Source organism: Methylocystis rosea, assembly GCF_003855495.1.
GTDB lineage: Bacteria > Pseudomonadota > Alphaproteobacteria > Rhizobiales > Beijerinckiaceae > Methylocystis > Methylocystis rosea_A.
Window position 1 is genome coordinate 1997673 of sequence record NZ_CP034086.1, and the last position, 13089, is coordinate 2010761.

Genomic DNA, 13089 nt, shown 5'->3' on the forward strand with positions numbered 1-13089 from the left:
CTTTATGTGTTGTTTTAAGCGCGTCACAATTGGAGCGCCATCCGCAGTTAGCTGAAACAGAGCATGACAAGCGCTAAAAACCATGTTTGTTGAGCGCTTGTCATTCATAAACAGCGGCGCCAGCGCGACATGCGATAGGAGCACCCATGGTTAAGAAGCCGGTCAAAATCACCAGGGAAGCGCCCGCGAAACGCGAGGCGGAAAGCCGGCCGCGTAAGGTCGAGGCTCCGGCCCCCGCCGCGAACGCCGCCGCGCGCCCGGCGGTCATCGTCGTTGGCGCGGACAAGGGCGGCGTCGGCAAAACCACGATCGCCAGAGCCATCCTCGACTTTCTTTCGCTAAATGACATCCATACGCGCGCGTTCGACACCGAGACGCCGCGCGGAACGCTTCATCGCTTCCACCCTGACGAGACGATGATCGTCGATCTGACCGAACCCTCGGACCAGATGAAGATCATCGACACGCTGAATACGTCGCAGGCCAAGGTCAGCGTCATCGACGTGCGCGCCGGCGGGTTGAGCCCGGCGCTCGGGGCGCTCGATGAAATCGGCTTCTTCGATGCGGTGAAAGGCGGCGAATTCCGCTTCGTGCTGCTGCATGTGATCGGGCCCTCCATCGCTTCGTTGGAGGAGATCGCCGAAATTGCGCCCTATGTCGCGGACGCCAACTATTTCATGGTGAAGAATCACGTCAACGACACGACCTTCTTCGAGTGGGATCCACAAACGCACGCGAAATATTTCGAGCATGTCGTCACCTCGGGCGAGATCACGATCCCCAAGCTCAGCGAACTCGCCTACGAGCAGGTCGAGCTCTCCGGCACGCCGTTCTCGACATTCATCGGCAATCAGGACGCGCAGGGCCGACCGGCGGAGCATTCGTTCGTGTTGCGCGGCTACGTCCGCACGTGGCTGGCGCGCGTCGCCGATGAGTTCGAACGGGTCGGCCTTCTCGATCTTGTTGGCGATAAGAGGCGATAGAGGGTCGCGGCGGCGCGCATCGTCTCCGCGAAGACCACATGGCGCCTCGCACTCTTGCGTTCTTCGTTTGCTCGCCGCACTCGCGAACAGGCGTGACGACAGCGGCGCGTTTGCTCACCGATTATTATCTGTCGCGCAATGTCGACGTGGAAGGCTTTGACACGGATTTCCGGGAGCCGCTTTATGCAGTGTTCTTTCCGGAAGCGACGCGCATCGTCGACGTTAGCGAGATCAAGGGACAGATTTCGCTCTTCGACCGCCTGCTCGTCGCCGACGAGACGCCAAAGATCGTCGACGTCTGGCATCGCTCCTATGAGCGTCTGTTCGCGACCATCGCCGAAATCGGCTTTCTCGAAGAAGCGCGGCGGCGCGGCGTGGAGCCGATCGTGCTCTTTCAGACGGACGTCACGGAGAGCGCGGCGAACAGCGCGCTGGTCCTCAAGACCACATGGCCGGATCTCATGATGAGCGTCATTCACAATCGCGGCGCCTCGCCGCTCGGCCGCGACTCCTTGGCGATTCTTGCGCGCTATCCCGCGAGCGGCAAATTCGTGATCCCGCGTCTTGAGGCGCCGATCGCGCGCGCTCTCGACGACGTCAATCTGTCGCTGTCCCGCTTCACGAGAGAGCCGCCGCCGGAAATGTCCATCGTGGTTCGCGCGGCGCTCAAAGCATGGCTGTCGCCAATCTTCACCCAATTTCAAAGCTTCGAACTGCGGCTCGCGCTGCAGTCGAGCGAATGGCTTCGTTAAGGGACGGGCGCCGTGGAATACCGCAAACTTGGTGACAGCGATCTCTCCGTTTCGGCCATCTGTCTCGGCTCAATGACGTGGGGACAGCAGAACAGCGAAGCCGACGGCCATGCGCAACTGGATTACGCCTTCGATTGCGGCGTCAATTTCATCGACACGGCGGAAATCTATTCCATTCCGCCGAGGCAAGAAACTCAAGGCTCCTCCGAACGCATCATCGGGAGTTGGCTCGCGGCACGTAAGAACCGTGACAAGGCGATCATCGCCACTAAGGTCGCCGGCCGCGGCGACGCCAATTGGCTGCGTCCGGGGCGCGTGGGAACGGTTCTCGACGCCAAGAATATCAACTCTGCGATCGAGGGATCGTTGAAGCGGCTGCAAACAGATTACATCGATCTCTATCAATTGCACTGGCCGGATCGCTCGCTGCCGCTGTGGGGCGCTGGCGGCACGGTCTATCGACGCCCGACGAAGCGCGACGAAACTCCCATCGAAGAGACGCTGGAAGCGCTAACGCGGCTCGTCAAAGCCGGCAAGGTTCGGCATATCGGCCTGTCCAATGAAACGCCGTGGGGCGTGGCGCGCTTTCTGCGCGCTGCGGAACTCGGTCATGGGCCGCGCGTCGTCTCGATTCAAAACGCCTACAACCTCGTCAACCGCACCTTCGAGATCGGGCTCGCTGAGTTCGCTGAGCGCGAGCGCGTCGGATTGCTCGCCTATTCGCCGCTCGCGCAAGGATACCTCACCGGAAAATATCAGGGCGGCGCGCGGCCGCCCGGCGCACGCACGACGCTGTTCGAGCGCGCGCAGCGTTATGAGAAGCCGGAAGTCGAAAAAGCGATCGCCGCCTATCTGGCGCTCGCGCAAGATATTGGAGTCGATCCGGCGCAGCTCGCCATCGCCTTCGTGACGTCCCGGCCCTTCGTGACGTCAAATATTATTGGCGCGACGACGATGGCGCAGCTCAAAGCCGACCTCGCGTCGGTGGAGTTCAGGATCACGCCTGAAATCGAGCGGCGTATTGACGCGATCCATCATCTTCACAGCAACCCTGCGCCATGACCGAAGGCGCAAGTCTTCGCGCGGAAACGCCGCAGGATCATTCCGCCATACACGAGCTGCTCGTTGCGGCTTTCGACCGATACGGCGAGGCCGAACTCGTCGAGGCGCTGCGCAAGGAAGGCGACCTGGTTTTTGGCGGCGTCGCGACTGTCCACGGCGTCATCGTCGGCTACGCCGCCCTGTCCAGGATGAACGCTCCCTTTCCGGCGCTCGGGCTCGGTCCTGTCGCCGTCGCCGCGGCATATCGCGGAAAAGGGATCGCCAACGCTCTTTTGCGCTGGAGCTTGGCGCGTGCGCAGGACGACCAGTGGCGCGCGATTTTTGTGTTGGGCGACGGCGCCTTTTACGGCCGTTTCGGATTTCGACCGGAGCTTGCCGCCGGCTTCGACACGCCATATGCGGGACCGCATTTCATGGCGCTGGCGCTTAACGGCGCGCTTCCAGCCAAGGAGGGACCGGTAGACTATGCGCCAGCCTTCGCTCGGCTCTGAATCGACGCTCAGGCGTGTCCCGCATGTGTCGACAGCCGTTGTGGATCGACGCCGATCGAGCGCAGCGCGCGCGCATATTTCGTCTCGAGGTCATGATCGAACAGCAAGGCGGGATCGGTCGGACAGTTCAGCCAACCGTTGCGCTGAATCTCTTCTTCGAGCTGACCCGGGTCCCAACCCGCATAGCCGAGCGCCAGCAGCGCGCGGTCCGGGCCGCGCCCTGCGGCGATGGCGCGCAGAATGTCGATCGTCGCGGTGAGCGAGACGCCGTCGTCGATCGGCAAGGTGGAATTGTCGAGGAAGAAATCCGGCGTATGCAGCACGAAACCGCGGTCGGTCTGCACGGGCCCGCCTGACAGAACCTGGATGTCTTCGGCGCGGCTCGGCAGGCTGATGCGCTCCTGGGGGGCGATCACTTGCAGCTGCACGAGCAAATCGGGAAAATTGCGCACACGGGCCGCCTGGTTGACGACGATGCCCATCGCGCCTTCTTCGGAATGGGCGCAAAGATAGATCACCGAGCGCGCGAAGCGCTGATCCAACATGCTCGGCATCGCGATCAGCAATTGGCCATCGAGAAAACGGCGCTCGTCGGGACGACCGCTGCGGCGCTCGCCCACCCTCTCCGCGAAATCTTGCTTCTTGCCGCTCGGCCTCATAGGGTCATGCTACGCCCGCCGCGTCCTCAGGACAAGCGGCGCAAATCACGTAACTGACTGCCTTGACTGGGGGACCGGGGGCGCCGAAGGGTCACGATGCGCTCAAAATTCTTTCTCTTCGCGCCGCTAGCCGTCACGCTGGCGCAGATCTTTCCGGCGTCGTCGCTCGCGGAGAACACGGCCTTCGCCTCTGCGATCGTAAAGGGGGCCGCGTCGAGCGCTCGGCTCTTGTCCGCCGGCCCTCTGCAGGCCGGGGCTTACCGCGCCGCCGTCGAGATCGCGCTCGCGCCTGAAACCATCACCTATTGGCGCCAGCCTGGCGAGGCGGGCTCGGCGCCCGCGTTCGATTTCTCAAGATCGGTCAATGTGGCCAAAGTCGAACCGTCCTTCCCCGCGCCGAAACATATCGACGAGGCCGGAACCATCGTCGCCGGCTATGATGCGCGCGTCGTCCTGCCGTTGAAGGTGACGCCACGCGATCCCAATGCGCCGGTGACGCTCAATCTCGTGCTCGACTACGCCTCCTGCGGCAAGATCTGCCTGCCGGCCCGCGCTGATTTGTCTCTGGAGCTGCCGCGCGACGGCGCTTCGCCTCATGCGGCGGCGATCGCCGAAGCCGAACGGCTGGTGCCAAGCAAGCTCACCGCGGCCGAGGCCAAAAAGCGCTTCGCTGTTTCGCGGAATAACGCGGAAGGGTCGTGGCGGCTGCGCTACCTCGGACCCGGCAAGGCCGAGGACGTCTTTGCCGAAGCGCCTGAGCCGTTCTTCATTGAAAGCACGCGCGCGGGAGAGGGCTTCGAGCTTAAGCTCTTTTCCGGAAGCAAAGCGGCCAAGGCCGCCGACGCGACGTTAACGATCGTCACCGACGCCGGCGCTTTCGAGGCCCCGGCGCGGCTGGAGTAAGCGCGACCGCCCTCGCCCTACTCCACCTCAGCGTCGATCGGCGTCGCAGCTTCATGGTCGAGCTTCGGCGTGCGCTTGAACGTCGATTTGCGCCCTCGCAGGGTCTGGAGAATCTTCGCGCCATTGGCGAAGGCGAGATAGATCATCAGCGGCGGAATCGACGCGACCGTTTTCACATAATCGGCGACTGTCCCGCGCTTGAGCGCCAGATAGGGCGGCAGCGTGATGCCAAGCGCCACCAGCACCGTCATGAGTCCGATGATCTCCAACATCCCGGCGAAGGGCGCGAGCGATCCGTGCAGAATCACGCCAAGGACAAATGCGATGAGTCCGATGGCGGCCGTGGGGAAGAAAATCTGATGAGCGATCAGCGAGATCGCCATCACCCGGCGCGTCAGGCTCCATGGCGAACGCCAGATCGGCAGGACGGTCTTTTGCGCGACCTGCACGAATCCGTTCGACCATCGCCTTTGCTGGCGACGGAAATCGCGGATTCCCTCCGGCACCTGGCCGGGAATCGGCGGCTCCGAGACAAACAGCCCATGCCATCCCTGGAGCGCCGCGCGCACGGTGAGGTCGAGGTCCTCGCAGAGCGAATAGTCGGACCAGCCGCCGGCGTCCTCGACCGTCGCGCGTCGCCAAATTCCGCCGGTGCCGTTGAATTGAAAGAGCCAGCCGGCATGCGCGCGTGAGCGCTGTTCGACGAGATAATGGCCGTCCTGCACGAGGCCCTGGGCGCGCGTCAGCCAGTTTTTCTCGAAATTCTGGAACTCGCAGCGCGACTGCACGAAGCCGATGCGATCGTCGGTCAGGAAAAGCGGCACCGTTCGCTTCAGCCAATTGGGCGGCGGACGAAAGTCGGCGTCGAGCATGGCGACGAAGGGTTCGTCGGTCAGCGTGAGGCCATGCGCGCAGGCGCCCGCCTTAAAGCCCGAGCGATCGGCGCGCCGCACATGGTCGATCACGGCGCCGCCGATGCGCAGCTCCGCCGCCACTGCGTCCGCCCGCGCGCTTGTCTCGTCGGTCGAATCATCGAGAAGCTGAATGCGCAGCCGGTCCTTCGGCCAGTCGAGAAGCGCGACGCAGCGCAACGACTGCTCGGTGACGAGCGGCTCGTTGAAAACGGGGATTTGCAACAGGACTCGCGGCAGATCCGAGTCAGGCGTTGCGGGCGCCTCCGGATCACGCACGCCGCGCAGCTGGTCGTAACAGAAGCGGCCGATGACGATCAGATAGCCGATCCCGATCGCCATCAGGATCGAAGCGCAGACCATCGCGACCGAGTCGACGAGGAATTGAAAAAGCCCCAGCAAACGGCCTATCCTTCTTCGTGCGGAACCGGCGAGGGCTTCGCCCCGGCGCGCGCATTCACGCTGTCCTTCGCCCAAACCACCTGGTCAGTGACCCAGGCGTTCAACCAGACCGCCAGCATCGTCGCCTCGCGAACCACAAACACCGCGGGCGCAGCCCACGATAACTGCCATCCTTTGGCCACGGAAAGCAATGTCTCAAGCGCAAACCACAGCAGAAGCGTCGCCGACGCAGCTGCAATGGGCGCGACCCCGACGAGCGGCGCCGCGATCGCCGAAGCGATAACTGCTGGAACCGCTTGGCATATTGGCTCGGCCAGGAAGGAGATGAGTTCATCGCTGCGGCGAACGACGCTCCAGCGCAATTGCCGCTGATAAACATCTTCGAACGCGCGCGCGCCGAGTTCCTGGCGCACAAGCCTGTGAGAAAAGACCGGCCGTTTGCCGATCCGCCGCATCGCCTTGGCCAAGGCGTTGTCTTCGCCGACCGTATGGGAAATCGCGTCAAAGCCTCCGGCGCGCAGGAAGTCCGAACGTCGAAACAACATGATCTTGCCGACGCCATGCCCCTGCCCCAGCGCCGAGGCGAGAAACAGCATGCGGGCGTGCGGACCGTTAATGATCGCGGCCTCGACTTGCGCGGCGAAATTTTCAAGGCGCGCGCAATACGGAATGGCGCAGACGAGCCCGACTTCGTCCGTCAGCTGCCTGACGTGCTGCGCCAGCGCGTCGGGCTCGAGCAGCACATTGGCGTCCTTCATCAGTATGACGTCGTGCGTCGCCTGCATGAAAGGCGCATAAAGATTGTCGACCTTCGGACTGACGGCGAATTTCGCTGTCGAACGCAGGATGCGGGACGGCACAGTCGGGTGACGCGCGAGAATGGCGCGCATGCGCTCGACTGCCGGTCCCTCGACGTCGGTTGCGGAGACGGTCACGTCGAAATCGCTGTAGTGCTGCGTCAGCGCCGACTCTTGCGTGCGGTCGAACTGGTCCTCGAGCATCTTAACGGGAAGCACGACCGAGACTGGCGGCTGGTCTCGGCGCGTGGCGCGGCGCGCGGCGAGCCAAGGCTGCGCGATGGTCGCCGCGACCGAGACGACAAGCAACACGACGGCGATCATCCAATAGGCGCCTGCGGCCCACGCGAGGATGATGTAAGCCGTCACGAAATTTCCCGTTCCGGCGTCTCCGGGACTTCGGCGGGAAACTGGCGCATGACGCCGTCGACGAGCGCCGCCGGCAACAGCGAGAAGAGGCGCATCGCCCAATACATGTAACGCGGAAAGGCGATGACGTTGCGGCGGCGTTCCAGCCCGTTCTTGATGATGCGCGCGGCTTCTGCGTCGGAAAGGGCGCCAGGTTGCCAGGATTCGACGCCCGCCGACGCTGGCGTCTTTGGGAAAGCGCGCGCCGAAAAGGGCGTCTTCACGATGGTGCGCGCCGACATGGGCGTCTTCACATAACCCGGCACGATCAGCGCGACATGCACGCCATGGGCTGCAAGCTGGGCGCGCAGGCTGTCCGCCCACATGTGCACGCACGCCTTCGCCGCACAATAGGCCGGCGAATGCGGGAGCGCGCGCACGCCGGCCATCGAGCCGACAATGGCGATCCTGCCGCTCTTTCGGGCGCACATCGGCAGAATTGCCGGCTCGACGGTGTTGAAGACGCCCTCGACATTGATCTTGAGCATTGCTCGGACCGCCTCGGGCGTTTCGAGAAGCTGGCCGGGCGAAAGGCCCGTCGCGACGCCGGCGTTGGCGACGAGAATGTCGATGGGGCGCTTTTCTTGCGCAGATCGAACGATGCGCCCCATGGCTTCGCGATCCCGCACGTCGGCGAGGTGAGTCTCCGCCTCCTCTGCGCCGGCCGCGAGACAGGCGCGCGCGGCGCCCTCGAGGCGCTCGGCGTCGCGGCCAAGCAAGACAAGGCTCGCGCCTTCGTGCGCATAGGCGAGCGCCAAGGCGCGCCCGATGCCGCTCGAGGCGCCGGTGATAAGAACACGAACAGCGCTCTTAGCCATATGCGCGCCCTGCCCTACGGCGCCGCCGACCATTCATGTGGCTGGCCCCGGCCGCAAGGTCGCTTCGCCGACGATGCCGGGCGCCCGCGCCGCCCCATAGGCCACCAGACGGACGAAAATCTCGTTTTCGGTCGCGCGCAGCACGCGGCCAGACAATCTGACGGTCTCGCCGCGCAAGATTGGCTGCACGAACTTCCCGGCAATTGAAGCGATGACGAGGTCGCCGCGCCACGCCCTCAGCATTGGTTCAAACGCGGCCAGGAGCTTCATGCCATGTACCGGCGGCGCGGCAAGCCCGATCGCCGCCGCCACGGCGTCGTCGAGATGCAATGGATTTGCGTCGCCCGAGACCTCGGCGTAGCGCGCAAGCGAAGGCGCGTCGAACGGGCCAATGACGCTCTCCGGCAGTTTGTCGCCGACTTTGATGGGATCGCTCATGACGCGCTCCCAAATCCCGCGCGCGGCACGAGCCGCAAGATGGTTTCGATGCGTGCGCAGGGCTCGCCTTGGGGCGTTGCGACTGTCCCGACCATCGTCAGACGCGGCGGCGTTTCCTCGCTGCTCATGGTGACGCTCAAGTCGTAGCTCTCGCCGGCGACGAGGGGCGCGTCATAGGAGAAGCTCTGCGACTCATGCACCGGCACGACGTCGCGCTTCGCGCAGAGGTCGCGCACAACTGAAAAAAGCGAAGGCTCGGCGAGCCAGATCGCCGGATAGGCGAGCGGAACGCTCGCGCCATCGCCGCCGGTCTCGCGCGCATAAGCTGCGGCGCGCGCCGGATCGACGCGCAACCGAAAAGGTCCCAGCGCAAGCGGCGGGTCAGACGGCATGACGCACGATCAACACGGCGTTGATCCCTCCGAAGGCGAAGGAGTTCGACATGGCGGCGTCGATCTTGTGCTTGCGCGCCGCGTTCGGCACGACATCGAGCGGGCACTTTGGGTCCGGCTCCAGGAAATTGATCGTCGGCGGCGCAATCTGTTCGCGAAGCGCATGAATGGCGATGGCGAGCTCCAAGCCGCCGCTGGCGCCCAGCGCGTGGCCGTGGATAGGTTTCGTCGACGACACTGGCACCACCCGTCCATAATCGCCGAACACGCGCAGAATCGCTTCGGCTTCGGTGATGTCATTGGCGTGGGTCGCGGTGCCATGCGCGTTGACGTAATGAACCTCCTGCGGAGCCATTCCCGCGTCTTCGAGCGCCAGGGCGATCGCGCTCGACGCGCCTTCAAGATCTGGCCGCACGGGGTCCTTGGCGTCGCTCGTCGTGCCGTAGCCGGCGAGTTCGCACAGGGGCGCGTGGCCGCGCGCCCGCGCCGCCTCCTCCGTCTCCAGCACGAAAACCGCCGCGCCTTCGCCAAGCGACATGCCGTTGCGGCCCTTGGAGAAGGGACGGCACAAATTCGGGCTCAGCACGCGAAGGCCTTCCCACGCGCGGATAGTCGCGTTGATGACGCAGGCCTCGGCGCCGCCGACGATGGCCTTGTCCACAAGGCCCTGTCGGATCATCTGCATCCCAAGTCCGATCGACTGCGACGCCGAGGAGCAGGCGCTTCCGATCGAGAATGTCGGGCCGTGGCAAGAATAGCGCATCCCGAGCGTCGCAGGGGCCGCGCTCGGGATGAGCTTGGGAACGCTCAACATCTCGGGCCGCGTTCCTTCGACATAATAGCGGTAGATGCCGTCCTCGATCGTCGTCATGCCGCCGATGCCGGAGCCGATGATGACGGCCGTTCTCGGCCCGGCGATGTCCTTGCGTCCGAACCCCGCCTGCGCCACCGCTTCGTCGGCGGCGACGATGCAGAACTGCGTAAACGGATCGCAGAACGGAAGAACGTTGGGTTCGATGTAGTCGGCGGGATTGAAGTCGGGGACCTGCGCCGCGATCTTGATGCGCCCGTCATAAGGACGCTCCGTCTTGAGCGGACGAATCTGGGCGACGCCGTCGCGCGCCGCTTCCCATAGCTTTTGCGCGCCGACTCCAGAGGCGCAGACCGCGCCCATGCCAGAAATAACGACGCGGCGCCCTTCGGCCCGCGCTCGCGAGAATGCCATTTACTGCTTCTCGCGCTCTTTCTGGATGTGGTCCGCAATCGCCTCGATCAGACTTTTGACGTCTTTGGCTTCCTGCAGCGACCCGTCCATGGGGATGTAGACGTTGAACTTTTCCTCCAGCGCCGTGAGAATCATAACGATGTCGACGGATTTGAGGTCGAGGCTCTCGATTGACGCGTCGGGGGTGATCTTGCTTTTGTCGACCATGCCTTCCGACGCGATCACTTCGATGATCTCGTCGACGAGCTGATTCTTGTCCTGCGGATTATCAGTCACGAATCCCTCCGTTTCAGGCCCTGCGCCGCCGACACAGCGCTCGCGACGCATTGACGCGGCAGCGCCGATCCGACGCCTTGATTCGGGCGCGTGGCCAGAACCGCCCGCCTCTGGCTCTTCCGCTCCAGCGCCCCGTTCCCGCCCTCGGGCGCAGTCGGCACTGGTTAAGGCGTTTGGTCCCGAAAATAAAGCCCGCCGCGCTCTCGGCGGATTTGCAGTGGCCCGGCGGAGCGCTTCATGCGAAAACGCCGCCCGAAACAACCGAGGGCGACAGCGAACATGACGGGACAGGAGACGGCGCTGGCGGGGGTCTTTCCGCAGGCCACTGACGCGCAGTGGCGCGCCCTTGTTGAGCGGGCGCTCAAAGGCGCGTCCTTCGAAACGCTCGTCTCTAAGAGCTATGACGGGCTTTCCCTTGAGCCCATCTACGCCCGCGCCGCGGGTTCGCCTGTCCCGGTGCTGCGCAAAAACCCCGGCCGCTGGGCGATTCTCGCGCGCGTCGACGTGCCGAACGCTGACGCCGCCAACCGCTTGGCGCTGCAGGACCTCGACGGCGGCGCCGACGGATTGCATCTCGTCTTCGCCGGCTCGATCGGCGCCTATGGCGGGGGGATTGTCGGCGATGACGATGACGCGATCGCTCACGCGCTCGCCAATGTTCGCCTCGACTACCGCATTCCGCTGACGCTCGACTCGTCGCCGCGCGCGCCAGGCGCCGCGCAGGCGCTCATGCGTTTTGTCGACCGCCAACATATTGAACCGTCGCTCACCCGCGTTTCAATGGGCTTCGATCCGCTGGGCGCGCAGGCGCGGCACGGATTCGCTGCGGAGCCCTGGGCGCAAGCCTCCAAAAGCTTCGCGCGGGACGTGAAGGCGGCCGCCGACGCCGGCTTCGTCTACGCGACCGCCGTCGCCGACGCCCGCGTCGTGCATTCGGCGGGCGGGACCGAGTCGCAGGAGCTGGCTTTCGCGCTTTCTTCCGGGCTCGCCTATCTACGCGCGCTGGCGGACGCCGGAGTCGACCTCGACGCCGCGCGCGGTCTGATCGCGTTTCGATTCTGCGCCGACGCCGACGAATTGCTGGGCGTGGCGAAATTCCGCGCCGCGCGGCGCCTTTGGGCGCGCGTTGAAGAGGCCTGCGGCCTCTCCCCCAAGCCAACGCTGGTCTTCGCCGAGACGGCGTGGCGGATGATGTCGCGGCGTGACCCGTGGAACAATATTCTGCGCGGGACGCTCGCCGCGTTCTCGGCGGCGATCGGCGGCGCCGACGCCGTCTCCGTCCTCCCCTTCACTCAGGCGCTCGGCGCCCCCGACGAATTCGCGCGGCGGCTGGCGCGAGACACCCAGCTCGTGCTGCAGGACGAATCGCATATCGACGCCGTCGACGATCCGACGAGCGGCGCGGGCGGCTTCGAGGCGCTGACCGACGCGCTGTGCGCGCGGGCGTGGGGACTTTTTCAGCAGATCGAGGCCGACGGCGGCCTTCCCACAGCGTTGGAGACGGGAGTCTTTCAGGCGGGCGTCGCCGAAGCCGCCGCGTTACGGGCGAAGAACGTCGCGCGCGCAAAGGATAAGCTCATCGGCGCGAACCAGTTTCCCGATATTCACGAGGGCGCGCTCGACGTTCTCGCGCCCTATGACGCCGCGGCTGAAACGGCTGAGCCGCCAACCGGCGCGCGAATGAGCGCTCCGCTCGCGCCACGCCGTCTCGCCGAGCCCTTCGAGCGGCTGCGTGACGAGTCGGACGTCAGCCTCGCGCAGTTAGGCGATCGCCCGAAGATTTTCCTCGCAAATCTCGGCCCGGTCGCCGCATTCACCCCGCGGGCGAATTTCGCCAAGAATTTTTTCGAGGCCGGCGGCGTCGAAGCGGTCTTTGGACCCGAAACCGAGTCCACGACCGAATTGGTCGACGCCTACCGGGAGTCTGGCGCCAAACTCGCTTGCCTCTGTTCCTCCGACAGGATCTACGGAGACTCGGCGGAAACGGCGGCGCTGGCGCTAAAGGGCGCAGGCGCTGGGCTTTATCTCGCCGGCCGGCCGGGCGAACTCGAAGAGCGTCTGCGCCATGCGGGCGTGATGGAGTTTATCTACGCGGGCTGCGACATGCACGGCGCGCTGCGGCGCGCGCTTTCGGAGGCCAAATGAGAATTTTAGCGTTGGCGCTTGCGGTCTGCGTAGTTGCCCAGGGAGCGTCCGCCAAGCAGCCGCGGGGCCAAAAGGCGCAGCCAGACAACGAACGAGCACTGTCCGGCCCGGTCGGCGATCCAAACGGCAGATGGAACATCGAAGCGACGACGACCGTCGGAGAGTGTCGCAGTCTCATTCCGCCGTCTTTCGACATCGTCGGCAATAAAATCGCGGCCGCGCCGGGGCCGGCCGCCTCTTTTTGGGGCTATGTCGACGAGGAAGGCACAATCGTCGCGCGATTCACCGGCGACGGTGAGCGGGTCGTGCGCTTCCACGGAACGCTGCGGGGCGGCAGGGGCTCCGGCCCTTGGTCATCGTCCACCGACCTTTGCGGCGGAACCTGGCGCGCCTCGCGCAGCGCCGCGGCGGCGCAATAGGGCCGCAG

Annotated in this window: 15 protein-coding genes; 7 read left to right on the top strand and 8 right to left on the bottom strand. The window is 64.8% G+C overall.

The window, feature by feature from the left end; genetic code table 11:
* Positions 1-146: 146 nt before the first annotated feature.
* From EHO51_RS09715 to EHO51_RS09730, 4 genes are read left to right on the top strand one after another with little or no spacing between them, the layout of a single operon-like run.
* The gene (locus tag EHO51_RS09715; RefSeq protein ID WP_124738715.1) at positions 147-983 is read left to right on the top strand and encodes a hypothetical protein; all 837 of its coding nucleotides are present in this window, start codon (positions 147-149) and stop codon (positions 981-983) included.
* Positions 984-1021: 38 nt separating this feature from the next.
* Positions 1022-1735, top strand: a complete 714-nt coding sequence (locus EHO51_RS09720; protein WP_124738716.1) for a hypothetical protein — start codon at positions 1022-1024, stop codon at positions 1733-1735.
* A gap of 12 nt (positions 1736-1747) precedes the next feature.
* A complete protein-coding gene (locus EHO51_RS09725; RefSeq protein WP_124738717.1) occupies positions 1748-2797 on the top strand; it encodes an aldo/keto reductase in 1050 nt (349 codons plus the stop codon).
* Positions 2794-3288 carry a GNAT family N-acetyltransferase gene (locus EHO51_RS09730; protein WP_124738718.1) on the top strand — a complete coding sequence of 165 codons (495 nt, stop codon included), beginning with the start codon at positions 2794-2796 and terminating at the stop codon, positions 3286-3288. Before EHO51_RS09725 ends, EHO51_RS09730 begins: the two co-directional genes overlap by 4 nt.
* An 8-nt stretch (positions 3289-3296) precedes the next feature.
* Here the strand turns inward: EHO51_RS09730 and EHO51_RS09735 are convergent, their stop codons facing one another.
* Positions 3297-3947, bottom strand: coding sequence for a YqgE/AlgH family protein (locus EHO51_RS09735; RefSeq protein WP_124738719.1), 651 nt, complete (start codon positions 3945-3947; stop codon positions 3297-3299).
* 96 nt (positions 3948-4043) lie between these two features.
* Between EHO51_RS09735 and EHO51_RS09740 the strand changes: the two genes are divergently transcribed.
* Complete coding sequence (locus EHO51_RS09740) at positions 4044-4850, top strand: protein-disulfide reductase DsbD domain-containing protein (protein ID WP_124738720.1); 807 nt, start codon at positions 4044-4046, stop codon at positions 4848-4850.
* A 17-nt stretch (positions 4851-4867) separates the two neighbouring features.
* On the opposite strand, the gene EHO51_RS09745 is transcribed toward EHO51_RS09740, so the two are convergent.
* Genes EHO51_RS09745 through EHO51_RS09775 form a run of 7 tightly spaced genes read right to left on the bottom strand, consistent with a single transcriptional unit; the run spans position 4868 to position 10517 of the window.
* The gene (locus tag EHO51_RS09745) at positions 4868-6163 is read right to left on the bottom strand and encodes a glycosyltransferase family 2 protein (protein WP_124738721.1); all 1296 of its coding nucleotides are present in this window, start codon (positions 6161-6163) and stop codon (positions 4868-4870) included.
* 5 nt (positions 6164-6168) lie between these two features.
* Positions 6169-7329 (bottom strand): glycosyltransferase, encoded by a 1161-nt coding sequence (locus EHO51_RS09750; RefSeq protein ID WP_124738722.1) that lies wholly within the window; start codon positions 7327-7329, stop codon positions 6169-6171.
* Positions 7326-8186 (bottom strand): SDR family NAD(P)-dependent oxidoreductase, encoded by an 861-nt coding sequence (locus tag EHO51_RS09755; RefSeq protein WP_124738723.1) that lies wholly within the window; start codon positions 8184-8186, stop codon positions 7326-7328. The genes EHO51_RS09750 and EHO51_RS09755 overlap by 4 nt, the downstream gene beginning before the upstream one ends.
* Positions 8187-8219: 33 nt before the next feature.
* A complete protein-coding gene (locus EHO51_RS09760; RefSeq protein ID WP_124738724.1) occupies positions 8220-8624 on the bottom strand; it encodes a MaoC family dehydratase in 405 nt (134 codons plus the stop codon).
* Positions 8621-9016 (bottom strand): hypothetical protein, encoded by a 396-nt coding sequence (locus tag EHO51_RS09765; protein WP_124738725.1) that lies wholly within the window; start codon positions 9014-9016, stop codon positions 8621-8623. Before EHO51_RS09765 ends, EHO51_RS09760 begins: the two co-directional genes overlap by 4 nt.
* Entirely contained in the window at positions 9006-10241 is a 1236-nt protein-coding gene (locus tag EHO51_RS09770; RefSeq protein WP_124738726.1) for a beta-ketoacyl-[acyl-carrier-protein] synthase family protein, read from the bottom strand. The genes EHO51_RS09765 and EHO51_RS09770 overlap by 11 nt, the downstream gene beginning before the upstream one ends.
* Positions 10242-10517, bottom strand: a complete 276-nt coding sequence (locus tag EHO51_RS09775) for an acyl carrier protein (protein WP_014890237.1) — start codon at positions 10515-10517, stop codon at positions 10242-10244.
* 279 nt (positions 10518-10796) lie between these two features.
* Between EHO51_RS09775 and EHO51_RS09780 the strand changes: the two genes are divergently transcribed.
* Both EHO51_RS09780 and EHO51_RS09785 read left to right on the top strand, forming a co-directional pair.
* A complete protein-coding gene (locus EHO51_RS09780; RefSeq protein WP_124738728.1) occupies positions 10797-12662 on the top strand; it encodes a methylmalonyl-CoA mutase subunit beta in 1866 nt (621 codons plus the stop codon).
* Positions 12659-13081 (top strand): hypothetical protein, encoded by a 423-nt coding sequence (locus EHO51_RS09785; RefSeq protein ID WP_124738729.1) that lies wholly within the window; start codon positions 12659-12661, stop codon positions 13079-13081. The genes EHO51_RS09780 and EHO51_RS09785 overlap by 4 nt, the downstream gene beginning before the upstream one ends.
* The last annotated feature ends 8 nt before the right edge of the window (positions 13082-13089 follow it).